This is a genomic window from Yersinia sp. 2540 StPb PI, from assembly GCF_052217165.1.
GTDB classification, from domain to species: Bacteria; Pseudomonadota; Gammaproteobacteria; order Enterobacterales; family Enterobacteriaceae; genus Yersinia; species Yersinia enterocolitica_E.
Genome location: NZ_JAZGQC010000001.1, coordinates 4,131,277 through 4,154,862 on the forward strand (window position 1 = coordinate 4,131,277; position 23,586 = coordinate 4,154,862).

Genomic DNA, 23,586 nt, shown 5'->3' on the forward strand with positions numbered 1-23,586 from the left:
TCCCCTTATTTGCTACTGCGCGGGGGCATCCCGCGCGGTTTTATTCTGCCTCAGCCAAGTTTTTTCTCATTTACACGCTTTTACCTGCCTTTAGTTAGGCATTTAACCACCGGTCACGTAATATTAAGAAACAAATATCATTGCTGACAGGAAGTTAAATATGTTTACGGTCATCCCTGTTCTTATCGTTGTAGCCCTGATTGTGGTGTTTTCCTCAATCAAAATTGTTCCACAAGGTTTTCAGTGGACTGTCGAGCGTTTTGGTCGTTATACCAAAACCCTGATGCCAGGCTTGAACATCGTTGTGCCATTTATGGATCGTGTTGGTCGCAAAATCAATATGATGGAACAAGTCTTGGATATCCCATCCCAAGAGATCATTTCCCGCGATAACGCCAACGTAGCAATTGATGCCGTCTGCTTTATCCAGGTTATTGACCCAGTAAAAGCAGCTTATGAAGTCAGCAATTTGGAATCGGCCATCATCAATTTGACCATGACCAACTTCCGTACGGTTTTGGGTTCTATGGAGCTGGATGAAATGTTGTCGCAACGTGACAACATCAACGGCCGCCTGCTGCATATTGTTGATGAAGCCACCAACCCGTGGGGCATTAAAGTGACGCGTATTGAAGTCCGTGATGTGCGCCCACCGGCTGAATTGATTTCTGCGATGAATGCTCAGATGAAAGCGGAACGTACTAAACGTGCTGATATTCTGGAAGCCGAAGGGGTTCGTCAGGCCGCAATTTTGCGTGCTGAAGGTGAGAAGCAATCACAGATTCTGAAAGCTGAAGGTGAACGTCAATCCGCATTCTTGCAAGCAGAAGCCCGTGAGCGTGGTGCTGAAGCTGAAGCCCAAGCCACCAGAATGGTTTCTGAGGCTATTGCTGCCGGTGACATTCAAGCCATTAACTACTTTGTGGCACAGAAATATACCGACGCACTGCAACACATCGGCTCCGCCAATAACAGCAAAGTCATTATGATGCCGCTAGAAGCCAGCAGCCTGATGGGTGCTATCGGTGGGATTGCAGAACTGATTGGCGAGAGTAAAAACAGCCGAGGTAAATAACCATGCTGGAGGAAATTGCCGCGAATCCAAGTTGGTTTTGGCTATCCCTCGGCGGGCTGCTTCTGGCCGCTGAGATGCTAGGTGCCAGTGGTTATATGCTGTGGAGCGGCGTTGCCGCCGTAGTCGTGGGCGCGTTAGTCTGGCTATTTCCCTTCAGCTGGGAGATGCAAGGCGTGCTATTTTCCGTCCTGACGGTGGTTGCTGCATTCCTGTGGTGGTATTGGCTGAGTAAACGCATCAAACCACAACCTGCCATGCTGAATCAACGTACCCATCAGCTGTTGGGTACGCGGGCCACATTGACCGAACCAACCATTGATGGTTTTGGTCGCATGCGGGTTGGTGACAGTAGCTGGCGTATTTATTGCGCAACCGAACTGGGTGTTGGTACCGAAGTTGAAGTGATATTCGTGGAAGGCAATACCTTGCATGTCCGCGCCATCCCTCAGTAATACCTATATTATCGTCAGTAGCATATTGACCGGCAGGCCGTCAGTTGAGCGGCCTGTCAGTTAACCAACAACCGCCTCATTCCCCACAACCGTCTGTTTGTTAACAACTTTATCCTTATCATCGCCAGCCTGCTTAGCTGCCGAATGACAACATCCCGACAAATTATTGATAATCGGGCAATCAGCGCCATCATCCCCTGGGCACTCATCTGCCAACGCTAACAAGCGCAAGCGCATCTGGTTAAGATCATCAATATGTTGCTCGATTTCCGCAACCTTTAGCAGCGTCGCCGCTTTCACATCCGCGCTGTGGCGGGCCGGGTTATGAAATAATGCCAGTAACTCGCGACATTCATCCAGTGTAAAGCCAACCTGCCGTGCCTGACGTAGCAGTGTTAACTCTTCAATGTGTTTGGCACTGTAGCTGCGATAGCCGTTATCAGTACGGATAGGCGGTGTCAGCAGTTTTTTTTCTTCGTAGAAACGTATGGCTTTGCTGGTTAAACCGGTTTTTTTTGCCACATCGCTTATGTTCATATTTCCCCCTTGACCTTCCCCTTGCTGGCAGGTCTCTGAAACTCACAGCCACCGAAGTGACTGTGAGAAATCAACAAACTACATACCCCTTTATACCCCAATTTTACCCGTTTTACCTTCTATGTGTGGTCGCAATGTGGACACGCCATTAAGGGGATTAAAGCTTACAGCATCTGTAAGGTAATCAGGTGAAAAGTGCGCATAAGTCATGGTCTGAGACACATCAGAATGTCCTAGAATTCGTTGTAACGTAATGATATTACCCCCTTTAATCATGAAGTGAGTTGCAAAAGTATGGCGTAGTGCATGCGCCGCCTGACCATCTGGTAAGTTAGGCTTCGCCTCTTTCATCATTTTACGAAAACGGCTATAGCTAACCCTGAATAAACGCCCTGACTCTCTCGTTTTCACAATACTGGCAATCTCTTGTGAAATGGGCACAACACGTTTATCACCGTTTTTGGTGTGCGAAAACATCACATGGTTATGTACGATATTTTCAGCCTTAAGCCCGTAAGCCTCCCCCCACCTTGCACCCGTCGCTAGGCATAGAACGGCGATACGGTAGTAATCACCTTGCACAAGCGCCAACAAAGTAACGATCTCTTCAGCGGTGAGATATGACATTTCAGAGCGTACCTCTTTCAATGGCGCGAGTGCTGCAACGGGGTTTTCACCGTGGTACTCATCAACTTCAGCCATTGACTTAAACACGCCACTCAAAGCAAACAGATCATGATTAATAGTTGATGCTTTAATCCCCTCCCCTAAACGATACGCTCGGTAATCGATCAGGCATCGGGAATCAATTTGGTAAAGCATGGGATCTTCCATGTCTCGACAGATTCCATTTAAGGTACTTAACCTACGTGCTGCATAAGGTAAATTACGGCCTAGCAACATCCACCATAATTCTACAAACTCACTCATGCGGCGTTTATCTGCCGGTCGACTTAGGTAATCATTAGTTTGGTATTTAGCGATAATGTCGCGCTCATAGGCGTGGGCATCAGCTTTGCGATCAAACTTTTTACGGATACGCTTTCCATTGCGGCCCCGTGGTCTTACATCCACTTCATAGCGACCATCTTCGAGTTTCTTAATAGACATAAGATAACCCTCTGATGTACTTCACTGATTCTTCCCATAGGCATTCTGCCCACAGGTAATAAATATCTAACCAATTCTCATCCCTTAGCGGGACGAGTCTGTTTCGTCGGGCATATATAGCGCGAGCGCCGGTGCAATTTGCCCCTTCGCTGGATCAGTTTTGTCGTACATAAACCAGTCCTGATATTTATGAAAACGTGGGTGACCAAATAGTTTTATGGCCGCATCGAGAGACATTTTAGCCTTGCCGAGTTCGTAGCCATTATATGTGCCGTAATTAATACCAACCATTTCAGCTACTTCCTTTGATCTAAGGCGCTCGGAGTCCCTAATCAGCTTAAGTTTTTCATTTTGTTCAATTGACATCTTATGTCAGATCTCTCATTATATAATTATATTGACATCAGGTGACGACAATCCCGCACCTGTACATAAATAACCCCATAGGGGTTCAACTAAGGACTTTATCACAAATGCAAAACATCAGTGAAATAGACCCGATATATGCAAGGCAATTTCCGGTTGATATGGGGCGGGCGATTCGCGTGTGCCGTATGACTGAGAAACAAACTCATAAGCTGCGTGATATGTCGAATGACGAACTAGCAAATCAAATTTTTGTTAGTGCGGAGGAATTCGCGTACCTCACCGGCCGCACTTTTAAGTCGGTTCTGCACCTTATGGATAGGGCACAAATTCCGGTACACCGCGAAGGTATGCCAGGTTCCAAACGCCCCAAACGTTTCATCATGATGCAGGAATATTTAGATGCCTTGCGCCATTGCCGCGCAATCATTACTTCTGATGAGCGCTATCACATTGACCGCTTGATGCGCGACAAATCTACCTATCGTCGCAGCCACGAAAGAACCAGTAAGAGAGGCGGAAATAAAGGCGCTGCCGCATGACTCACCCACTGATCGCCATCAGCCGTAACACGTCTATTTATCGCGGGTTCGTGATTAATTTTCGACGCAGAACGGCAATTAACTTGCTTAATCGGTATGAAGTTTTCTTGGGTGAGCAGTCTTTCGGCTTATTTGATGCTCAAGCCCTCGCAACAGACTTTATCGATCAGTTACATACCGAACGTGAGACGGGGGTCGCAGCATGAAATCACCTTGCCTACAGATAGCTAACGCCATTCTACAAACGCACAGTGCTGATATGGCTGAGTTAATCAGTCGCCAAGTAGGGAAAGACGGGATTTATTCATTAAGAACAAATCTCCATGCCCGTGAAAAAAAAACCATCACCAGCAATACCCTTGCAGGCTTAAGCATGATTACCGCTATAGCGTGGCAATTGCGTGAAAACGAATTAGCTACATTCCACCAACTGAATGCGGCCACGCAGCAATTCCGTGAGTCAGGTGTTCTTCCGCCTCCGTTTAATGAAGAGGTGCCAACATGTCAGGGCAACTAATTGAATTGACTGGCGGCGCGCTGGTGATGCTGGCCGTACTTATCTGGATCGCTTTTCTATCTGCCCGCGCCGTGATCCGCGATCACCGCCGCCGTACCAACATCAAGAAAGAAGTCGAGCGCAAAGAGCGCCAACAGTTTTAGTAAGGTTTTACTCACATTTATTTAAGGTGAATTAAATGGCCTGTACTTGTTTTAACGATGTCGCCGCCAAAGCAGATTCTGCATTGCGGGAAAAACACGCTGATTCAATCGGCAAAGTTGATGAGTCACGCTTTGATCGTGAAATGCTTTCGTTTAGCCGTGGCGATTATTGCCCTGTTTCTCTTAATTATATTTTCCGTTATTACCGAAAGAAAAAAGACGGCACCAATGAACAAAGAATCACCAATTCAGATGTTTATATAGTGATTAAGCATTGTCCATTTTGCGGCACAAAGTTTGACGGAAAAGCAGACTGATAGATTTTTTATAAATAGGCATTTAAGGGGCGGTAATGAAACAAGCATATTCCACATTGATTAACGACCTGTTGCAGCAATACCATTTCAAGGCCGAAAACCTGCGCACCGCATCCGCCATTGCTGACGAGGTGCGAATGTTTTCGCTAAATGATTATGCCTTTCGTCTGAGTGTTGGGCTGGAAGGTCTGTTAAGCGCTGCACATGCATCTGGAGATCAGGACAGCACCCAAATATTAGAGCAATTGGTTACTCAGTGTAATGGCGGTGATATTCCAAAACCCTTACCGCACTAACCCGCCTTAATCTGTGTTGTCTGATCAGTCACTGTCATGCCGAGAGGTGAATAGTGGAGCAAATAAAATCGGATGAATCGCCACTTTCAATGCAGGAATGGAATCAAAAAGTGGGTTTGCGGCATTTAGACCGCATAAAGGAAATGTTTAAAAAGGATCCAGATGAAGAGTTTGAGCGGCGCTTGGAATCATTAAGCAAGGGTAAGACCAAAGGCATTATTTATTATGCTGCCGGGATAAAGAAAGACAGCCATGATAGAAAATTCAGGGAATTGGAATATCACGAAAGAAAAGCAGTACGGAAAGCGGCGTTGGATTTATGGGTTGATTTAAATTCAATCCCAAAAGACTTGTTATAAATAAATAGCATTTAGCTAGCTATTAAGTATTGGCGTATTGACTGCGCCGGGACTCCTTTTATCTAAAATAAGGTGATGTGATATGGAAAAGCAAAAAGAAAATACAGACATTCCAGCAATTATATATTTACGAAATTTTATCAACAGACGTCCGGGGCATGGCCTTACTCATGGGGAGAAAGATAAGGCCCTTGCTGATCTTGCCTACCTAGAGCACGCGATCAATAAACAATCAGTCACTATAGATGCATTGAGAAAACAGGTGGAAATAGTTTCCGGTGCTGCAATGAAAGTATCAGGCTACTTGGATTCGATAGTAGCGGCGATTGAAGCAACAACGCACGGCAAAGGCTGCACCACTAATTACGCACACCAGACTGTGATTAATGTTATTTCAGCCATTAGTAAAACCGAATCAGCCTACAGGGAAGCGTTGGATATGCGGGGGGTACCAGCATTTCATGCATTAAAAATAATCCCGGAGCATTTCGACGCCGTATTCATCGGATATAAAAAAGCTGAATTTCGACTGAATGACCGTGATTATTCTGTCGGCGATTGTTTAATTTTAAATGAGTGGGAATTAAACGCCGGATATTCAGGGCGGAGTATTGTAGTTGAAGTTACGCACGTGACTCCATGTGATTTCGCTATACCCAACTACGTCATGCTCTCATTTGAGGGAATTGATTCTATAGATTGTTACCGTGATGGTTCTGACGAAGGTATCCCATTTTGAATACTAATAATTCGCTCCCTCCTTTGATCTGTTCTTTCTTCCGACTCATTAATAAGGCCGGAAAGTTATGTTGCAAGTTAATTGCAAAGCGCCGAGCCAAAAAATGGCTAAAAGATAACTGTCTTATTCTGGATACAGAAACGACGGGCCTCGGCAATGACGCTGAAATAATTGAAATCAGCATTATTGATTGCAGCGGTAAAGTGCTGCTCAATACGTTGATTAAGCCTCGTAATTCCATTCCAGCCGAGGCAACCGCCATTCATGGAATTACAAATGAAATGGTCGCTGCCGCACCAACATGGCGCGATATTCATTGGCAACTCATGGCGCTTATCCATACCAAAACGTTGGTTATTTACAATATTGATTTTGATGTCCGGTTAATTCTGCAAACGGCGGGAATAAACGGGTGTGGCTTTGGCTCGCTTGAGCTTAACGCCGAATGCGCCATGCACAATTATGCCGAGTATTACGGCCAGTGGGATGAAAAGCGCAATAAATTTAAGTGGCAAAAACTGGTTAATGCCGCCGAACAACAAGGCGTTATTATTGAAGGTACGCCGCACCGTGCATTATCTGACTGTAAAACAACGCTGGGTATTATCCGTGCTATGGCGGGGGTGAAATCATGAAGCGTATCTTCTCACCGCTAAAATGGGCCGGTTCCAAAGGCCGCATCATGCCAATATTGCGCCAGCATCTACCCGCCGGAAAACGTCTGATAGAGCCGTTCGCGGGTTCCTGCTCCGTCATGTTAAATACTGATTATGACGAATATCTCATTGCTGATATTAACGGGGATTTAATTAATTTCTATCAGCAACTACAGAAGGATTGCGAAACAGTCATTACTCTTGCAGAAGAGATTTTTAGGCTGGATAACAGCGAAACTGATTATTATTTAAATCGTCAATATTTCAATGAGCGCGAATACAGTGAGAGTGAAAACAGTAATCAATACAGCGCAGCCCTGTTCTTATATTTAAATCGTCATTGCCATGGCGGTATTTGCCGTTATAACCAAAAAGGGGAATTCAACGTTCCCTACGGAAGATATAAAGCGCCATATTTCCCCGAAGCTGAGATTCGCTATTTTTCTGAAAAAGCCAAAAAAGCCACGTTTGTATGCTGTGACTTTTCAGAAGCATTAACAATGACTAGGCCGGGCGACGTGGTTTATTGCGATCCGCCTTACATCCCAACCTCTGCGACCGCAGATTTCACCAGTTATCACACCAGCGGCTTTAGTTCTAATGAGCAATTTTGGCTATCTGAAATACTCACGATCACGGCGGGTCAAGGTTGTCACGTTATTGCATCGAATAGCGATACCCCACACGGCCGGTATCTTTACGAAAGTTTTGATATTCACAGCATTACCGCCCCACGCTCTGCCAGTTGCAAAGCCGATGGACGCAAGGCAGTGAATGAGATTATCGCGGTTATGCCCCCTCGCTTGTGGGCTGGATTTGATCCCGCTGGCGGGCCAGATTCAACAGTGATGTTTGAAATAACAGACGTCCATAACGTTGAGGGTTTGATATGAAAGCCATTGATCTGTTTGCAGGCATTGGCGGTTCATCCGCTGGCGCAACAATGGCCGGTGTGCAGGTTGTATGGGCCGCAAACCACTGGCAGGAAGCTGTTAATACACACGCGGAAAATCACCCTTTAACCATTCATGCCTGCCAGGATTTGCACCAGGCTGATTGGGCGCAGGTTCCAGATCATGATTTGATTATGGCCTCCCCCTGCTGTCAGGGGCACAGTAAATCCAGAGGTAAAAAATCAGGTAATCCCCAGCATGATGCGAGCCGTTCCACTGCATGGGCGGTTGTTTCGGTGGCCGAGTTCCATAATCCACAATTTATTATTGTCGAAAATGTCCCTGAGTTTTTGAAGTGGCAGTTATACCCCGCGTGGGAAGCCGCCATGCAAGCGCTGGGCTATTCACTGGCACCGCATATTGTTAATTGTGCTGATTTGGGTGTACCACAAAACAGGGTGCGCACTTTCATTATCTGCACCCGCAGTAAAAGCCCATTAAGCCTGAGCTTGCCAAAACTGCCACATATCCCGGCAACGTCATTTATTGATTTCAATATCGGGCGCTGGCAAGAGATTGATAAGCCAGGGCGCGCACTTGCAACTCTGGAACGTGTTCACAATGGCCGTTTGGCTTTCGGTGAGCGCTTCCTGATTTCTTACTACGGCAACACCAAAATCGGCCGCTCTCTTGATCGCCCTATCGGCACAATCACCACCCGCGACCGCTGGGCGATTATTGATGGTAACAAAATGCGGATGATCAATGCCGATGAGAATATGGCCGCAATGTCATTTCCTGCACATTACATCAGGCCGCGAACCCACAAGCTAACAGTGCACATGGCCGGTAACGCTGTTCCACCGGTCGCCATGAAAGAAATCATTCAGGCATTGAGGCGACAAGCGTGAGCGGCGAATCGCCAAGTGCTGCCACTTATTGGTGGAACACCAGACACATCGCCGCCATCGGTGGTTATGAGTTTTTAGCGCCCGTCGCCGTTGCGCGGAAACTAAAATCTCATCCGCTGGTTATTCGCTATGTGAAGCGCCTAAATGCGCTGGGCTACACCGAACTACGAGAGCCAAATAAAACATTACTTAAGATGCGCAAGGAACGCGCCGAGCTTGAGCGTCAAATCTATTTGCGTGATAAGCAACAATGGGCGGATTCACCGCAAGGTATAGAGGGGCGCATTGATCAGCAGCCTATTTTTATTAGGTCACATTTTCAAAACAAAATTCGATGGTTGCGTGAAAACCATGGCGATAAACATACCAATGCATTCTTAACCGGCACCGGCAAGAATGCATTGTTACGTCTGGATGCCGTGCGTGAATATCAGGGCGTGAGCAAGGGCCATATTTCTGAGTTAATGGCTTATTTACAGGGTATCTATAGCCATCTTGCAGAGCTGAGCAAACGCCGGGTTAAGTCGCTGGCGAATGTTGTCGCTGGTCGCATTAATGAAATGTTTTGCACTGAGGTATCAACACCTACAGACGAAACCCGCATTTTATCTGATGCCGAGTTATTGACCATTTATCGCAATATTGCGCTTGAAGTGTGGTCATTGCGTGTCAGGCCGTCGCACTGGCGTGAATTGGGGCCGAAGCCCGGCCAGCCTGTTGAGCCCGTCGATCGCACAATCTATTATTCCGCTATTGCCCGATTGATTAATCCCGATTGGTGGGAGCGTAAATTATGGCGACTGCGTAATGACTGGCGAGAAAGCCAGTTACGCGCAGCAGGCTTGATCCATAAACGCGCCGCACCTTATGTCAGTAAAGAAGCACTGGCCGACTGGATAGAGCAAAAACGCCGAAACCGTGAATTCTTCAAGCGGCATGAATTGGTTGATAATGAGGGCAACACTGTTTCTTTAGAGGCAATGGTGGATGCCAGTATCAGCAATCCAACTATTCGCCGCCATGAGTTAATGGCGCGCATGAAAGGGATCGAACTGGTCGCACAGTCGCGTGAGGATGTGGGGGTGTTCTACACCATCACTTGCCCATCCAAATATCACGCCAACAACCAAAGCGGCCACGCTAACCCAAAATGGAACCACACCACGCCACCACAGGCGCAAGCCTATCTGACAAAGCTATGGGCCAATATCGGATCCAAGCTGGGCCGTGAAAACCTGCGCGTTTATGGTTTTCGTGTTGCCGAGCCGCATCATGACGGTACACCGCACTGGCACTTACTGTTGTTCATGAAACCGCAAGAACGCCACGCTATTACTGAGATTATGCGCGCCTACGCTGTAAAAGAGGATCGTGCCGAATTGGGTAAGCGCACCGCCGCCCGATTTACCGCTAAACGGCTGGATCCGAAGAAAGGCAGCGCTACCGCCTATATTGCTAAATACATCAGTAAAAATATTGATGGTTACGCGCTGGATGGCGAGCTAGACAATGAAACCGGCAAGCCGATGAAAGAAACGGCCCGCTTTGCTATGGCCTGGGCATCACGCCACCGAATCCGCCAATACCAGCCAATAGGCACCCCGCCGGTGACTGTCTGGCGAGAGCTGCGCAAGCTAAGTAATCAACTTATTACCACCCTCAAGATTTCCGGCACCTATCAGCGGGGCAAGCCGCTATTGCGTGATCCCGCAATGGATGAAGTCACTGCCGCCGCCGATGTTGGCTGCTTTGCTACATACATCATGAAACAAGGCGGCGTCCTTATTCCTCGCGAACAATACACCGTGCGCATTGCCTATCAGGACAACGAGCAGCCCAACGCCTACGGCGAAATCACCGAGAAGATTTACGGCATCTATTCCCCGCTTTTGGGCGAGGCGTCGCGTATCTGTACCCGTCTAAAAACTTGGAAAATTGTTGCCCGCCAAAAGGTAAAGACCGCCGTTGCCGTGGGGGTTGATGCTTTTCAGCTCGGCCCCGCCGAGCCTTGGAGTTCTGTCAATAACTCTCCGGTAGAGCAAAAAACAAGCGAACCGGACGAGACTATAGACAGAATATCAGAAGAAAAAATCATTGATTTCGTCACGATCACCGACGCAGAACGTCGGGCCTTACTCCGAAGGGTGAAAAATGAGCGGCCGATAGTCATTAAAACCAACTCATTGACACCAGCCGAGGAATCATCACGCCAGGTATCAGCCGAAAAGGCCGCCCAGCGGCAAGAAAAAACTGCACAACTGGCACCCGTGACAACAAAAATCCGCGATTTTGCGGATTCAATCGGGCTTTCCATCAGCGAACAGCAGGCGCAATCACTCGCTTGCGGCGCAACGTTGACCATCGGCGGCCAGAACTGGCGGGCAAGAGGGGATGGCTGTCTGTATCAATTCCAGCGCCAACCAACCACCGTCCAAAGGGAATTTAACATCATGAACCGAGTAGCAAAATTACGAGAAGCGTATCGAGCACAGTCATAAGTGTCTGTGCGGTACCGAATACCATTAACACAGTTGGATTTGTCTGTACTGGCCAACGCGATTTTGTACCGGCAAACACAGACAAACACGTCTGTGTCAGATGTAAAAATCAGCTGCAGCACAGATACTTTTAACGATGGAGATCAAAAATGGGATATTTAGGCAGTAAGGCAGCAAGCGGGGCATATCAGGCAATTATCAGCCAGATGCCGCCCCATGATACCTATATCGAAACGCATTTAGGCGGTGGCGCTGTGATGCTAAAAAAACCGCCTGCCGAACACAGTATCGGAATAGATATTGACGCAGACACCGTGAAAAGTTTTGTTTTCAATCATGATCTGCCATCTGTCAGTGTGCTCAATGAGGATGCTGTCGATTATCTTGAAAAATTCGACTTTTCCCGCGCCGGTCGCGTCCTGATTTATGCGGATCCCCCATACCTACTGGAAACGCGCACCAGCCAAGCCCGCTACAAACATGAATACACCATTGACGACCATCGGCGCTTGATTGCGGCCCTGCGCGATATCCCCGCCTACGTCATGATTTCCGGCTACCCATCAGATTTATATGATGAATTATTGGGCGATTGGCGCTCAATTCAGTTTCAGGTCATGACGCGCGGCGGCCCACGTACAGAGCAATTATGGATGAGCTATCCGGCCGAGACTGCCTACAGCGCCACTTTTGCTGGTAGAGATTATATCGACCGGCAGCGAATCAAGCGCAAGGCTCTGCGTTGGGCCAGTAATTACAGCAGCTTATCAGCGAATGAAAGGCTTGCCATCTTAAGTGCACTTCTTGAAACCCATCAGGCGACAGGTAAATAGTTATGACTTTTCGAAAAGGTATTAATTACACCGACACCATTTGCACATTGTCAGCCGATGAACAGCGAGTTGCTCAAATGCTTGGCGATGCATGGAATCAATATTTACAGCTTCCGATTGAGCATCCCTGTGAACGTGATGAGTTCTGCCGGGCAATCCACGCCTGTCAGGGCATTGTATTGGCTCGTCCGGCAATTCGTGGGCTGGCGGAAAAGGGTCAGGGATATAAAAAATAACCCTGTTTCTATTAGGAGAATGAAATGATCAAAGCAGACATTCAGGTTTTATTTGATGAAGAAATGGAACGCCGCAGAGTTGAAATGATAGCTGTTAGGGCTGATTGCTTCGCCTATAGCTATCTCGCAGTGCAATTAGTCTTTAGAGACTTTAAAAATGAACGCCTAAAATTTCATGAGAATAGAACTGTAGATGTTTTTGCAAGAATCGAATTGCTTCACCGGATAGCAGCCCTGAAAACATTCAAAGAGGACGAAAAAAGCTATAAGCATTTCACCTCAAAAATAGAAATCATTGGCTTGGGTCGCATAAATACCAATCGATTCATGCGGATTAAATTTTAGAGGGGAATGCAGATGCTGAGTGAAAAGCAGAAATTACAGATAAATACGTTGATAAGCGATGAGCAGCATTTAGTCAGGCTAACTCAATTTTGGCCTGATGGCCATCTCATCAATCAAATGGCTCATGCTCTCATGGAAAGAAACGCTGAATTGCTATTACTGCGTGAAAAACTGGAAGCTATAAACAAAAATCTACACCGGCCGATTGCAGAGGTTGTATCAAAATTTGGTGATCTTGAATCATTTGGTGAGCGGGAAATTAAAGTGCTGGTTGACCTTAGCGCAATCCCTTATGACACCAAACTTTATGCCAACACAGGACGGGATGGTAATTAACATGACTACAGCAAGCGAGCGTAAACGCGCCCAACGCCAGCGCGATAAAGAATTAGGCATTACCGAACTGACTTTACGTATTGACTCCGCAGAACTCGCAATGCTTATGGAAGGGTGTGAACAACGCCGCATTGCTCGCGGGCCTTATGAGCGGGCTGAGTATTTGATCGGCTTGCTTCGCCAAGATAATAAATTGCTACACAAGCAGCTTGATGAGTTGAAAAAAAGCAGTTGCAAGCGATGCGGTGACACATTGCCGGGCGATAAAGCCGGTTGCTGTTTACAAGGTGATGCGGAATGCTGGCAGACGCAGGGGTATAAGAAACTGATGTTAGACACCCTATAGCGCGGGTGCTGATAGTGTACCATGGCAATATTGAATAAGATATAAAAATGAATAGATATGCGTTAGTTTGAATAAAATAAAAATATCACTCAATTTACCCTCAAGATCACCCCACACAAAAGCGCCTCTATGCCACACAGAGAGGCGCTTTTTTATTACACCTCCGATGATGCGTATTTTATGCCGAAAAGGCAGGGGCAAGCACACGCGCATACAGGGCGATTTATGCCACATATGAGGATATATGACGCCACCGACAGCACCCCGCCGCGCGAGCCCCCCCGCCTGCGCTTTGCAGTGACTAAATAGTCACTTTTTATGCACTTAGGAAGGGGTTGGAAACCCAGTATTGGCGCGGTCTAGACAGTGATTAGGGAGTGAATGGAATCATGCGGATTGTTGCGGTATGAACTTGCAGGGTTATGGTGGTCAGTTTACTCAACAATTTGAGCAATTATCACTAATTTTTGCGGTGGCCGTTGCGGCTTGCTCTTTTAAGATCGTGACATGGCACAGAAATAAAATCAAGAGGTTTGTGACATGTCACAACGCATTAATTTTTATTCGCTGTGACTGACACAATTATCAGTGCCAAGACTAAAAAGCGGTACGTTGTTTTTTTCATGTGCATATAAATGCAAAAAACCGCCTAAAAGGCGGTTAGCGTATGCATAAATTAGATTTATTCTTGCTTGGCGAGTAACTCATAGGGCTTAAATCTGATCACTTCCTCCCCCACCCAATCATTTAATTCCATTAGTCGCTCTTGCAGGGGGGCTAATTCGTTGATGGCAAATACCCGAGCGGCTTTTTCCACATCACCAAAACCGCCGGTATTATTCGGCAAAATCCCCATCAATTGGGGAGGTACTCGCTGCATGGCTAACTGGTCGTCTCGGGTGACATTCTTAATATTCATAAATTCATCCTTGGCGGCCACTTCTGCCAGCGGGATCACTTGTATGCCGTCCTTTTTACCCGCTGGGGCATACATAAACAAATTGCGGAAATTGCCCGGCCCTTTGGACTCTTTCAATGCCTTGCGTAAGGCGTCGATATCCTCCTGTTTATGGGCGGCATCATTCATATACAGAATAAATCCGGCGTGACTACCATTCAGATAGTATTTACGGCGGAATAGCGTTGCGGCCTCATTAAGCCAAGTTGAGTTTAGCGAGGCGAGATATTCAGGAACGCCGTAGATCTCCTGATTAATATCCGGGTCTAACAAATGAAATATGCTGTTAGCTTCAAACGGGTGCGGGTTAGCGTAGGATGAGACATACCAATATGTATTTGTTTCCACCCCTCGGCGGGTATATTTGGCCGGACTAGGCACTAGCTTCATCAATCCCCCCAACCGATTATAGCGAGCCTCTAAAAATGAGTTGGCGAATACTAAGAAATCCAGCGCATAACGGCTAAAATCCTGCTTTGATAGCAGCCGATGCGGCTCAAACAGGCTAACCAGTACATTACGTTTCATGTAGATAGGCGAGCTGTGATGCACTGCCGCACGAAAGGATTTAGCCAGGCCGTTGAATGATACCGGCGGCTCATACCAGCGATCCATCACTGCGCATTCCAGATAATCCAGAATATCGCGCCTGTCCATCATCGGGATCGGGTCGTCAAAAGTAAACGCTTCGGCTTGTGGTGCGCTATTTTTTGCCATTGCCGCAGTATTGCGTTTATTGCGCTGCTTACGACTCATAGTGCAGCCCCTTGATTGACTGCCTGCCTTGGCCATTGGCACATGTAAAGCATGGCAAATTCGAGTTCGCTCACCCCCCCCTTAAGGCTGACAATATCTTCCGGGCTGTATAAGCATCCATTACCGGCGATGTCTTCAATGGTGATAATTTGGCACCATTGGCGATCATTCTCTAGGGCTTGCTGCCAAAATGTAAACGCAGCGACGCTAGGTGATGGCGTCGTATAGAACGTGCGGCGGTGGCGCTTATGCATGGATATACCATCGGCCACTTTTAATAATCTGTCTGGATTATTCGCCCAAGCGTATTCACTCACATAAACATTGCCGGAATATCCCGCAGCAAGTGATTCTTCATTCAGAAAGCTGATCTGCGCGCCGTTATCCAAACGAATAGCATTCAATTTATTAACTTTGCCTCCGACAGTATCAAAATCAGCAACATGACCAATTTTCATCCAGTTAAGGGTGTATTGCTGCGCCGCACTATCCGCGTCATCTCCTGCGTTGAAATAGATTTGGTCGCGTCCGGTCTCAAGAGCATCAATTAGTCCCTCAAGAGCAAAGAATATATCTGCACCGGCCTGTCGGGTTTTGGTTATATTCCGGGTGCGATTATCAATACCAGCTTTATACCACTCACGCTGATGATTAAAGGCCCATCTACGCATCCAGTATTTAAGGTGTTCGGTACTGGTTTTATCCGAAATGGCGTGTTTCATTAATAGATCTCCATCACACTGGTGTTATTGCTGTTAATGCCCTCAAGAGGCTCATGGAATAAGGCGTGCATAATGGCCCACGCCACATCACCGTGACTGACGTCTTTGGAACGGTCAGTCACAAAGGTGGCGTTGCGGCCGCTGGCGGTCATGGTTTTACGGATAGACATAAACGCGGTGGCGATATCAATGCAGCCCGCGTCAAACTCCAAGCGGCCGCCTTGAATGATATTTTTTGCCTTATAAATCAGGTCGGCTTTCATTTCTAAGCTGTAGTGAATGGCGTTCACCGCCGGGAAGAATTGCCGCACTAGCTGCGTCACAGAGCGGCCCAGACCGGTATCGTCAATACCGATGTAAGTGACGTTATAGCGCTCGGTGATTTTTTTGATATTGCTGGCTTGATCGGCAAAATCCATGCCTTTCCACTGGTGGCGCTCCAATACCCTGAATTTACCGCCCGCCACCACTGGCGGCGCAATGACGGCACAACCGGCACTATCGCCGGTGCTGGCGGGGTCGTAGCCAATCCACACAGGACGATCACCGAAGGGGCGCAGTGCCAATAGTTTGACGTCTGTCCATTTTTCCCAGCTATCGACCATACAGCGCTGCATTTCGGCCAATTTGAACGTGGAAGCGTTATCGTCAATAAAGCCGCACATAAACAGGTTTTCAAAATCTTCATCACTGTTTTCATTGCGTAATTCATCAATGTCAAACAGGTCACAGCCGCCTTTTAGTGCATCCTCAATGGTGACAATCTGGCGGTACTGCTTGTCCTCACACAACCGGCCAGCGGCCAGCCGGGGGTAGCTGACATCAATTTCAATGCGCTTATCTTTGGCTTTTCCCTTGTTGAACAAGGTGCCAGCCCAAAACGGATAAGCTTCATGTGAGGTACTGGACGGCGTAGAAAAATAGGTGGAGCGGTATCTTTTTTGTGAGGCCATGCCGGACGCGGCGCGGCGCAACTTCTGAAAGCCGGGGATCCAAAAATATTCATCCAGATAAAGATTGCCGGGGCGGCCCTGCGCGGTACTGGCATTCGTGCCGAGAAAGTGCATTTCCGCGCCATTGGGTAAAATAATCACCTCACCGCGCAAATCAACGTCAACAAGGCGCGCAGCCGCGACAATATAGTTTTTAAACTGGTGCGCCTGTGCTTTTGAGGCCGAAACAAACATCTGATTGCGCCCTGTGTCGAGCGCATCCAGCAGGGCTTCCCAAGAAAAGAAATAGGTTGCGCCAACTTGGCGAGATTTTAAAAAGTTACGGATACGAAAATCAGGCGATAAACCGACTTCATACCAGTTACGTTGATAGTCGAACATGGATTCATTGAAAATATCTTTCAGCTTGGCAATCTGCGCCTCACTGAATACATTTTTCTGCGCAGCCTTGCGCGTTCCGCTGTTGCGCTTCTCAATATTAGGATTGAGATCGGCCTCATTGCCGCCATCATTGTATTTACCAATGCGGGCATGACGTTCAGCCTGTCGACCAAGCAAATCAATCTCTTTGTAGTCTTTAGCTTCCTTGACAGGCTTCATTATCAGGCGGCAATATTCCGCTGCCGTGGTCAGTTGCATCTGATCCAATGGCCCGTAAGCGTCCCACTTGTCGCGGCGCTTCCAACTGTGTACCGTGACGGCTTTCTCGCCGATCATTTCCGCAATTCGGGCGATACGCAGCCCTTGCCAATACAGATACATGGCTTGACGGCGGGGATCTAAATCGGCATTGATAGAAACGCTTTCCATGTGAAATAGCCTGCTTTATTGCTCAATTGCAGCAAGGCTACCTATCTGCACCTCCCCCATCCCGTATTACGCCTTGTGCCAGCCATGACACAAGAGCGCCTGATTGTTCCGCTGGTCACTGGTCGCCAACATAGGCCACTACTGTATCGAATCAGACCGGAGCATCACGCATGACCGTAAAAGCAAAAAAATTCCGCATTGGCGTAGAGGGCGCAACGACTGACGGCCGCGCCATCACGCGCGAATGGCTAACGCAAATGGCAGCCAACTACAACACCACGGTATACGGTGCTCGTATCAATATGGAGCACATCAAAGGCTATCATCCGGACAGCACATTTAAACGCTATGGCGATGTTGCCGCACTGAGCGCCGAAGAAATCAAAGAGGGGCCACTGTCAGGAAAAATGGCGCTGTATGCCGATATCAACCCAACAGACGATTTAGTCGAAATGGTGAAAAAACGCCAAAAGGTTTACACCTCAATGGAGGTGAACACTAAGTTTGCAGACACGGAAAGTGCTTACTTGGTCGGCCTAGCTGTCACCGATGATCCAGCCAGTTTGGGGACTGAAATGTTGAGTTTCAGCGCCACAGCCTCAGCGAATCCGCTCGCCTCCCGCAAGCAAGCCCCTGAGAATTTATTTACCGCCGCAGAAGAAACGCTGATTGAGTTTGAAGTGGAGCAGGAACCTAAAATCAATCTGCTAACCACTATCAAAACCCTATTTACCAAAAAACAGACCGGTGATGATGCGCGGTTTAATGATGTGCATCAGGCGGTTGAATTTGTCGCGCAGCAAGTTGAGGGGAAGTTTAGCGCCTTGACTGCATTGGAACAGCAATTTGCCGCGCTAAAAGCGGCCAGCGATGCGACAAATCAAGAGCTTGCCACGTTAAAAACCACGCTCAGCAAAACAGATAGCGACTTCTCCCAGCGCGAAATATCAACCGGCAACGACAACGCCATTCTGACTGATTGCTAAGTCATTCCGTTTGCACGTTAAGGATTTAATTTCACATGAAAAAAACAACCCGATTTCAGTACAACCAGTTTTTACAGCAAGTTGCCCGATTAAATAATTTGGACAGCAAAGAGGATATCAGCGCGAAATTTACCGTTGAGCCATCAATTGCGCAAAAACTGGAAACCAAACAACAGGAAAGCAGCGTTTTTCTGTCAAAAATCAATATTTATCCGGTGGATGAGAAAGAGGGTGAAAAGGTCGGTTTGGGTATCGAACGCCCGATTGCCAGCACCACCGATACCAGCCTGAAAGAACGCGAAGCCTCTGATCCGAGCGGCTTAGATGGTACTCGCTACAATTGCACCCAAACCAACTTTGACACGGCATTGCCTTATCCTAAGTTGGACATGTGGTCTAAGTTCCCTGATTTTCAAACACGCATCCGTGATGCCATTGTGAAGCGTCAGGCACTCGATCGCATCATGATCGGCTTTAACGGTACGCATCGGGCGAAAACCTCCGATCACACTGTCAATATGCTCTTGCAAGACGTCAATATCGGATGGCTGCAAAGCATTCGCGACAATGCGCCAGGTCAGGTGATGGATAAAGTGGTTGATGAGCAAGGTAACGTGATTTCGCCAAAAATCCGCATCGGCAAAGGCGGCGACTTCCATAATCTGGATGCGCTGGTGATGGCGGCCACTGATGAGATGATCCAACCGTGGTTCCAAGAGGATACCGAACTGGTCGCCATTGTGGGCCGTCAGTTACTGGCAGATAAATACTTCCCGATCGTCAATAAAGAACAGCCGAACACCGAAGCATTAGCGGCCGATTTAATTATCAGCCAGAAACGTGTTGGCGGTCAGCCCGCTGTGCGCGCACCTTCTTTCCCAGCAAATGCCATCTTGATCACTCGCCTAGATAACCTGTCTATCTACTGGCAAGACGGCACTCGCCGCCGCTCAATCATCGACAATCCAAAGCGGGATCGCATTGAAAACTTCGAATCCGTCAACGAAGCCTACGTGGTTGAAGATTTTGGCTGTGTGGCACTGATTGAAAACATTGAATTCGGTGATTTTTCCGTCCCAGCAGAAGGTTAATCCATTATGAGCAACCCCGTTCGCCGTCACCGGCTGTTTGTGGCGGCTCAACACTCGGACTCACTGAGTGAGGCGGCCACACTGAGCCACGCCAGTAACTACGAACTGTTGTTGTTCAAGCTGCAACAGGATATGGCCCAATTGGGCCGTATTGAGTCGATAGCCCGCAAGGCCGAGGTCAAGCAAGGCATGTTACCGACTTATCAGCCGTGGGTGGCGGGCGTACTGGCGAAAGGGAGCGGTGAGCAGGACGACATTCTTATGCGCATGTTGATTTGGCATTTGGATGTGGGCGACATCCCTCGCGGTTTGGATATTGCGGAGTACGCCATTAAGCATGATTTGGTCACGCCAGACAGCTTTAAGCGCACCACCACATGCCTGATTGCCGAGGAAGTCGCCGCCATTGCCCAGCGTACCTTGACCGATAAAAAGCCACTGGATACCACGCAGCTATTGCGCGCCCAACAAATTCTCACCGGTCAGGATATGCCGGATATGGTTTGCGCCCGTCTGCATAAATTTGTCGGTTATGCCCTGCGTCAGGACGGCGACAACGTTCTCGCGCTGGCAAACCTGAAAACGGCGCTGCAACTGGATGATAACAGCGGTGTGAAAACTGACATCAAGAATCTTGAGAAGCTGATTAAAGCATCCTCATAACTTGACGCCCCGGCGAGGGCGGCACGGTAGCCAAGTCAGGATATTTTTTACCCTAGCAAGGCCACCGTCCACCGCCCGCTTATTTTGAGAGTCTCAGCATGGAAATCGTCATTAACGGCAATCAAACACCCGAAGCGCCGGAACCGGTGGAGACAACGGAAAAGGACGTTATCAAAAACGAGGGTTTCTGGCCGGATATCGACCTGAATCAGTACCGCGAAGAGTCACGTCAAGACGGCACCATCACGCAGCCACGCGTTGTTGAAGCGGCACTGTTTGCCATCAATGAAGTGAATGATCGCTTGTCTGTTTGGCGTTTAACCCAGCAAAAGAAAGGCTACCTGTTAGCGGCTGACGTACCAGCGGAAAAACTGGACGGTGAAAGCACTCACATTCAGTTATACCGCACCGCCGTGTTTTGCCTAATGCAAGCCCGTTTGACTGATCGTTTTCGCGGGTTTGATACCACTGGCGCAGGTGGTAAACGGGCCGATTCACTGGAGCCAACCATTGATAACCTGCGCCGCGATGCTGCCTGGGCGATTAACGATATTCAGGCGATCAACCGCATGACGGTGGAGTTGATTTAATGCGCATTCTGGCGCAGCAGTACGACACCGTTGACGCGATGTGCTGGCGCTACTACGGCCGCACTGAGGGTGTGACAGAAAAAGTGTTGGCGGCTAATCCGGGGCTATCCGATATCGGGCCGTTTTTACCGCACGGTTATCCGGTGGAAATGCCCGAAGTGAGCACTGCAACCACCACGCAAACCCTGCAACTTTGGGACTAATTGCACAATTCCCCATAAGGGGGTAACGGACATGAAAATGCCAGAAAAAGATCCAAGTTGGATAGGTGCGGCACTGACCTTTTATTCCGCCCATTCCACCATGATAAATGGCTTTTTTGTCACCTTTATTGTGGCGTTTCGTCGCGTGGTGTGGGGCGGCGGTAAATTACGTGAAGGCATCGGCGAAGGTGTGGTGTGTGGGCTAGTCGGCGTCAATATTGGGCCGGTGATTTCCCCTATGCTCATTCACTTGATTGACGCCATTCCTTGGCTGAATGGCGCATTAACCGAAGTTGCCGCTGGAAAAGTAGAAATCTTTATTAGCTGCCTAATCGGGCTGATTGGCTTACAAGCCATTCGTGAACTGGTATTCAAAGTCATCAACAAAAAGGCGGGAACCACTGATGCCAAACAATAAATTCATTTTCGGTAAGGCCAGTGAGAGCAATCTGATCGGCGTGCATCCTGATTTGGTCAAAGTCGTGCGCCGTGCGCTGGAACTCACCCCGATTGATTTTAAAGTGATTGAGGGCCGCCGCACAATAGAGCGCCAGCGTGAACTGGTCAAAGCCGGAGCCAGTCAGACACTAAACAGCCGCCATTTAACCGGCCACGCAGTCGATATCGTGCCATTGCCTAACGGTAAAGTAAGTTGGGATTGGCAATATTTCCGCCCGATGGCCGAAGCGGTGAAGCAGGCAGCCGCCGAGTTGGGGATCGCCGTGGAATGGGGCGGTAATTGGACAACCTTTAAAGACGGCCCGCATTTTCAATTGCCAGCCCGTCAATATCCGGGCTAATCCATGTCAATCATCAACACAGCCCCGATCGCCTGGGCGGTTGCCGCCGCCTTGCTGCTTGCCAGTGGCGTACAAACTTATCGTTTATCTGAAGCCCGGCAAGTAGTAATTGACCAGCAAGCGGCCGATTCGGCCAGTAAAAACGGCCAACTTATTGCCCTGGCACTGACCGCCAATGCCAACAATCAGGCGCAGGCGCAGTTACGCCAACAGGTTGCCAGCGCGGATCAGTTGCTGGCGCAACGTAACAGCCAACTAAAGAGGTTATACCGTGAAAATGAAACGTTACGCCGTTGGGCTGATACTCCCTTGCCTGATGATATTATCCGGCTGCGTCAGCGGCCTGCCTTCACCGGGGCCGCAGATTACCGTCAATGGCTGTCCGAAGGTCACAGCGTGCCTGTTTCCGGCAGTCAACCCACAAACTAACGGTGATTTAAACGACGATATCGACCAATTAGAAGCGGCTTTACACGCTTGCGCCGCGCAGATTGATACGGTACTCATTTGCCAGCAAGAGGCCGCTTCCGATGCTAAAGCCTGAATCCTTACGTGCCAATATCATGAAATCCGTGTCGTACATCAAGAAAAACCCCGATTGCTTGCATGTGTTTATCGACAATGGGGTCATTATTGCCACACTGGCCCCGTCATTATCGTTTGAGTATCAGTACACCTTAAATCTGGTGATTACGGATTATGCCGATAATTTGGATTTGATCATTGTCCCTATCCTGCACTGGTTGCGCACAAACCAGCCGGATATCATGGCAAACCCCGATAAGCGTCAGGATGGTTTCACTTTTGAAGTGGATTATCTGGATAACAAGCTGCGAGATATCAGTATTGATCTCAAGCTGACCGAGCGAACCATCGTGAAAGAGCAAGAAGGTGCACTCACCGTAACTCATTTGGACGAGCCGGTGCCACCGGAATACTTTGTCAAAAGTTACAAAGTGAATGTTGACGGTGAAACTGTCGCGGAGTGGGCTGAGTGAATGACTTGCACGAACTAGACCAAACATTATCAATCTTGCTGGCGCAATTATCCCCACAAGCGCGCGGTGCGTTTATGCGTCAAGTCTCTAAAGAACTGCGCCAGCGCCAACAAAAACACATTCAGGCACAACAAAATCCAGACGGATCCCCTTTTGTCGCACGCAAGAAAAAACGCCGGGATAAACAAGGCCGCATCAAACGCAAAATGTTTACCAAGCTGCGCACCGCCCGTTTTATCAAAAGCGAATCCAACGCCGACGAGGCCGCCGTCACCTTTAGCGGAAAGGTCAATAATTTGGTTAGGGTGCATCACTACGGCTTGCGGGATAAAGTCACAAAAAACGGGCCAACGGTTAAATACGAGCGCCGCCAGTTGCTAGGCTTTACTGACAGTGATATCGAGTGGATAGGCGATTTAGCGTTAGAGCATATCGCCAAATAGTCATTTTTATCTGTGTTGGCCGCTCCCGTTATATGCCCTTAAAGTGACTCGCTCAACCATAAAAGTTCGCTGCAGTACAGATAGAAATAACCGTGCTCGATACGCT

36 protein-coding genes are annotated in these 23,586 nt (G+C 48.2%); 30 read left to right on the top strand and 6 right to left on the bottom strand.

What is annotated here, in order from left to right:
* Positions 1-160: 160 nt before the first annotated feature.
* Both V1956_RS19230 and V1956_RS19235 read left to right on the top strand, forming a co-directional pair.
* The gene (locus tag V1956_RS19230) at positions 161-1,075 is read left to right on the top strand and encodes an SPFH domain-containing protein (protein ID WP_004704953.1); all 915 of its coding nucleotides are present in this window, start codon (positions 161-163) and stop codon (positions 1,073-1,075) included.
* Positions 1,076-1,077: 2 nt separating this feature from the next.
* A complete protein-coding gene (locus V1956_RS19235; RefSeq protein ID WP_083159921.1) occupies positions 1,078-1,527 on the top strand; it encodes an NfeD family protein in 450 nt (149 codons plus the stop codon).
* Positions 1,528-1,587: 60 nt separating this feature from the next.
* Here the strand turns inward: V1956_RS19235 and cueR are convergent, their stop codons facing one another.
* The 3 genes from cueR to V1956_RS19250 form a co-directional block, all read right to left on the bottom strand.
* Positions 1,588-2,064, bottom strand: a complete 477-nt coding sequence (gene cueR, locus V1956_RS19240; protein WP_442825500.1) for a Cu(I)-responsive transcriptional regulator — start codon at positions 2,062-2,064, stop codon at positions 1,588-1,590.
* A gap of 90 nt (positions 2,065-2,154) precedes the next feature.
* Complete coding sequence (locus V1956_RS19245) at positions 2,155-3,174, bottom strand: phage integrase (RefSeq protein WP_442825501.1); 1,020 nt, start codon at positions 3,172-3,174, stop codon at positions 2,155-2,157.
* Between the two features lie 84 nt (positions 3,175-3,258).
* A complete protein-coding gene (locus V1956_RS19250; RefSeq protein ID WP_408573599.1) occupies positions 3,259-3,540 on the bottom strand; it encodes a helix-turn-helix transcriptional regulator in 282 nt (93 codons plus the stop codon).
* A 107-nt stretch (positions 3,541-3,647) separates the two neighbouring features.
* Between V1956_RS19250 and V1956_RS19255 the strand changes: the two genes are divergently transcribed.
* The 17 genes from V1956_RS19255 (at position 3,648) to V1956_RS19335 (ending at position 13,507) form a co-directional block, all read left to right on the top strand.
* The gene (locus V1956_RS19255) at positions 3,648-4,082 is read left to right on the top strand and encodes a hypothetical protein (protein ID WP_442825502.1); all 435 of its coding nucleotides are present in this window, start codon (positions 3,648-3,650) and stop codon (positions 4,080-4,082) included.
* On the top strand, positions 4,079-4,288 hold the full coding sequence (locus V1956_RS19260) for a hypothetical protein (RefSeq protein WP_442825503.1): 210 nt from the start codon (positions 4,079-4,081) through the stop codon (positions 4,286-4,288). The genes V1956_RS19255 and V1956_RS19260 overlap by 4 nt, the downstream gene beginning before the upstream one ends.
* Positions 4,285-4,599 carry a hypothetical protein gene (locus V1956_RS19265; RefSeq protein ID WP_442825504.1) on the top strand — a complete coding sequence of 105 codons (315 nt, stop codon included), beginning with the start codon at positions 4,285-4,287 and terminating at the stop codon, positions 4,597-4,599. Before V1956_RS19260 ends, V1956_RS19265 begins: the two co-directional genes overlap by 4 nt.
* Positions 4,584-4,742 carry a hypothetical protein gene (locus V1956_RS19270; RefSeq protein WP_442825505.1) on the top strand — a complete coding sequence of 53 codons (159 nt, stop codon included), beginning with the start codon at positions 4,584-4,586 and terminating at the stop codon, positions 4,740-4,742. The genes V1956_RS19265 and V1956_RS19270 overlap by 16 nt, the downstream gene beginning before the upstream one ends.
* Before the next feature lie 35 nt (positions 4,743-4,777).
* Complete coding sequence (locus tag V1956_RS19275) at positions 4,778-5,059, top strand: hypothetical protein (RefSeq protein ID WP_145588348.1); 282 nt, start codon at positions 4,778-4,780, stop codon at positions 5,057-5,059.
* A 35-nt stretch (positions 5,060-5,094) separates the two neighbouring features.
* Positions 5,095-5,355 (top strand): hypothetical protein, encoded by a 261-nt coding sequence (locus V1956_RS19280; protein WP_442825506.1) that lies wholly within the window; start codon positions 5,095-5,097, stop codon positions 5,353-5,355.
* Between the two features lie 53 nt (positions 5,356-5,408).
* Positions 5,409-5,714, top strand: a complete 306-nt coding sequence (locus V1956_RS19285) for a hypothetical protein (RefSeq protein WP_442825507.1) — start codon at positions 5,409-5,411, stop codon at positions 5,712-5,714.
* Between the two features lie 82 nt (positions 5,715-5,796).
* Complete coding sequence (locus V1956_RS19290) at positions 5,797-6,453, top strand: DUF3850 domain-containing protein (protein ID WP_442825508.1); 657 nt, start codon at positions 5,797-5,799, stop codon at positions 6,451-6,453.
* 47 nt (positions 6,454-6,500) lie between these two features.
* Complete coding sequence (locus tag V1956_RS19295; protein WP_442825831.1) at positions 6,501-7,088, top strand: 3'-5' exonuclease; 588 nt, start codon at positions 6,501-6,503, stop codon at positions 7,086-7,088.
* Positions 7,085-8,002 carry a DNA adenine methylase gene (locus V1956_RS19300; protein ID WP_442825509.1) on the top strand — a complete coding sequence of 306 codons (918 nt, stop codon included), beginning with the start codon at positions 7,085-7,087 and terminating at the stop codon, positions 8,000-8,002. The genes V1956_RS19295 and V1956_RS19300 overlap by 4 nt, the downstream gene beginning before the upstream one ends.
* Positions 7,999-8,913 (top strand): DNA cytosine methyltransferase, encoded by a 915-nt coding sequence (locus V1956_RS19305; RefSeq protein ID WP_442825510.1) that lies wholly within the window; start codon positions 7,999-8,001, stop codon positions 8,911-8,913. The genes V1956_RS19300 and V1956_RS19305 overlap by 4 nt, the downstream gene beginning before the upstream one ends.
* Positions 8,910-11,411 (top strand): replication endonuclease, encoded by a 2,502-nt coding sequence (locus V1956_RS19310; protein WP_442825511.1) that lies wholly within the window; start codon positions 8,910-8,912, stop codon positions 11,409-11,411. The genes V1956_RS19305 and V1956_RS19310 overlap by 4 nt, the downstream gene beginning before the upstream one ends.
* Positions 11,412-11,560: 149 nt before the next feature.
* Positions 11,561-12,244 carry a DNA adenine methylase gene (locus V1956_RS19315; protein ID WP_442825512.1) on the top strand — a complete coding sequence of 228 codons (684 nt, stop codon included), beginning with the start codon at positions 11,561-11,563 and terminating at the stop codon, positions 12,242-12,244.
* A 2-nt stretch (positions 12,245-12,246) separates the two neighbouring features.
* Positions 12,247-12,480, top strand: coding sequence for a hypothetical protein (locus V1956_RS19320; RefSeq protein ID WP_050879700.1), 234 nt, complete (start codon positions 12,247-12,249; stop codon positions 12,478-12,480).
* A 24-nt stretch (positions 12,481-12,504) separates the two neighbouring features.
* On the top strand, positions 12,505-12,825 hold the full coding sequence (locus tag V1956_RS19325; RefSeq protein WP_050879701.1) for a hypothetical protein: 321 nt from the start codon (positions 12,505-12,507) through the stop codon (positions 12,823-12,825).
* 12 nt (positions 12,826-12,837) lie between these two features.
* Positions 12,838-13,161 (top strand): hypothetical protein, encoded by a 324-nt coding sequence (locus tag V1956_RS19330; protein ID WP_050879702.1) that lies wholly within the window; start codon positions 12,838-12,840, stop codon positions 13,159-13,161.
* Position 13,162: 1 nt separating this feature from the next.
* On the top strand, positions 13,163-13,507 hold the full coding sequence (locus V1956_RS19335; protein ID WP_442825513.1) for a hypothetical protein: 345 nt from the start codon (positions 13,163-13,165) through the stop codon (positions 13,505-13,507).
* Positions 13,508-14,189: 682 nt separating this feature from the next.
* Here the strand turns inward: V1956_RS19335 and V1956_RS19340 are convergent.
* Genes V1956_RS19340 through V1956_RS19350 form a run of 3 tightly spaced genes read right to left on the bottom strand, consistent with a single transcriptional unit; the run spans position 14,190 to position 17,706 of the window.
* Positions 14,190-15,221, bottom strand: a complete 1,032-nt coding sequence (locus V1956_RS19340; protein ID WP_050879704.1) for a phage portal protein — start codon at positions 15,219-15,221, stop codon at positions 14,190-14,192.
* On the bottom strand, positions 15,218-15,943 hold the full coding sequence (locus tag V1956_RS19345) for a terminase large subunit domain-containing protein (RefSeq protein WP_442825514.1): 726 nt from the start codon (positions 15,941-15,943) through the stop codon (positions 15,218-15,220). The genes V1956_RS19340 and V1956_RS19345 overlap by 4 nt, the downstream gene beginning before the upstream one ends.
* A complete protein-coding gene (locus V1956_RS19350) occupies positions 15,943-17,706 on the bottom strand; it encodes a terminase large subunit domain-containing protein (protein ID WP_442825515.1) in 1,764 nt (587 codons plus the stop codon). Before V1956_RS19350 ends, V1956_RS19345 begins: the two co-directional genes overlap by 1 nt.
* A gap of 170 nt (positions 17,707-17,876) precedes the next feature.
* On the opposite strand from V1956_RS19350, the gene V1956_RS19355 reads away from it, so the two are divergent.
* The 11 genes from V1956_RS19355 to V1956_RS19405 all read left to right on the top strand — a co-directional run bounded on the left by V1956_RS19355 (position 17,877) and on the right by V1956_RS19405 (position 23,480).
* Complete coding sequence (locus tag V1956_RS19355) at positions 17,877-18,692, top strand: GPO family capsid scaffolding protein (RefSeq protein WP_442825516.1); 816 nt, start codon at positions 17,877-17,879, stop codon at positions 18,690-18,692.
* Positions 18,693-18,727: 35 nt separating this feature from the next.
* The gene (locus tag V1956_RS19360; protein WP_442825517.1) at positions 18,728-19,783 is read left to right on the top strand and encodes a phage major capsid protein, P2 family; all 1,056 of its coding nucleotides are present in this window, start codon (positions 18,728-18,730) and stop codon (positions 19,781-19,783) included.
* Between the two features lie 6 nt (positions 19,784-19,789).
* Complete coding sequence (gene gpM / locus V1956_RS19365; RefSeq protein WP_442825518.1) at positions 19,790-20,446, top strand: phage terminase small subunit; 657 nt, start codon at positions 19,790-19,792, stop codon at positions 20,444-20,446.
* Positions 20,447-20,544: 98 nt separating this feature from the next.
* Positions 20,545-21,036 (top strand): head completion/stabilization protein, encoded by a 492-nt coding sequence (locus V1956_RS19370; protein WP_075356653.1) that lies wholly within the window; start codon positions 20,545-20,547, stop codon positions 21,034-21,036.
* Complete coding sequence (locus V1956_RS19375; protein ID WP_032910092.1) at positions 21,036-21,239, top strand: tail protein X; 204 nt, start codon at positions 21,036-21,038, stop codon at positions 21,237-21,239. Before V1956_RS19370 ends, V1956_RS19375 begins: the two co-directional genes overlap by 1 nt.
* 31 nt (positions 21,240-21,270) lie before the next feature.
* Entirely contained in the window at positions 21,271-21,657 is a 387-nt protein-coding gene (locus V1956_RS19380; RefSeq protein WP_442825519.1) for a phage holin family protein, read from the top strand.
* Entirely contained in the window at positions 21,644-22,039 is a 396-nt protein-coding gene (locus V1956_RS19385; RefSeq protein WP_442825520.1) for a M15 family metallopeptidase, read from the top strand. The genes V1956_RS19380 and V1956_RS19385 overlap by 14 nt, the downstream gene beginning before the upstream one ends.
* A gap of 3 nt (positions 22,040-22,042) precedes the next feature.
* A complete protein-coding gene (gene lysB, locus V1956_RS19390) occupies positions 22,043-22,468 on the top strand; it encodes an Rz-like lysis system protein LysB (protein ID WP_442825521.1) in 426 nt (141 codons plus the stop codon).
* Positions 22,359-22,583: an Rz1-like lysis system protein LysC gene (gene lysC, locus V1956_RS19395; protein WP_442825832.1), complete on the top strand. Its 225-nt coding sequence runs from the start codon at positions 22,359-22,361 to the stop codon at positions 22,581-22,583. Before lysB ends, lysC begins: the two co-directional genes overlap by 110 nt.
* On the top strand, positions 22,570-23,037 hold the full coding sequence (locus V1956_RS19400; protein WP_442825522.1) for a phage tail protein: 468 nt from the start codon (positions 22,570-22,572) through the stop codon (positions 23,035-23,037). Before lysC ends, V1956_RS19400 begins: the two co-directional genes overlap by 14 nt.
* Entirely contained in the window at positions 23,034-23,480 is a 447-nt protein-coding gene (locus V1956_RS19405; protein ID WP_050879713.1) for a phage virion morphogenesis protein, read from the top strand. The genes V1956_RS19400 and V1956_RS19405 overlap by 4 nt, the downstream gene beginning before the upstream one ends.
* Positions 23,481-23,586 lie beyond the last annotated feature (106 nt).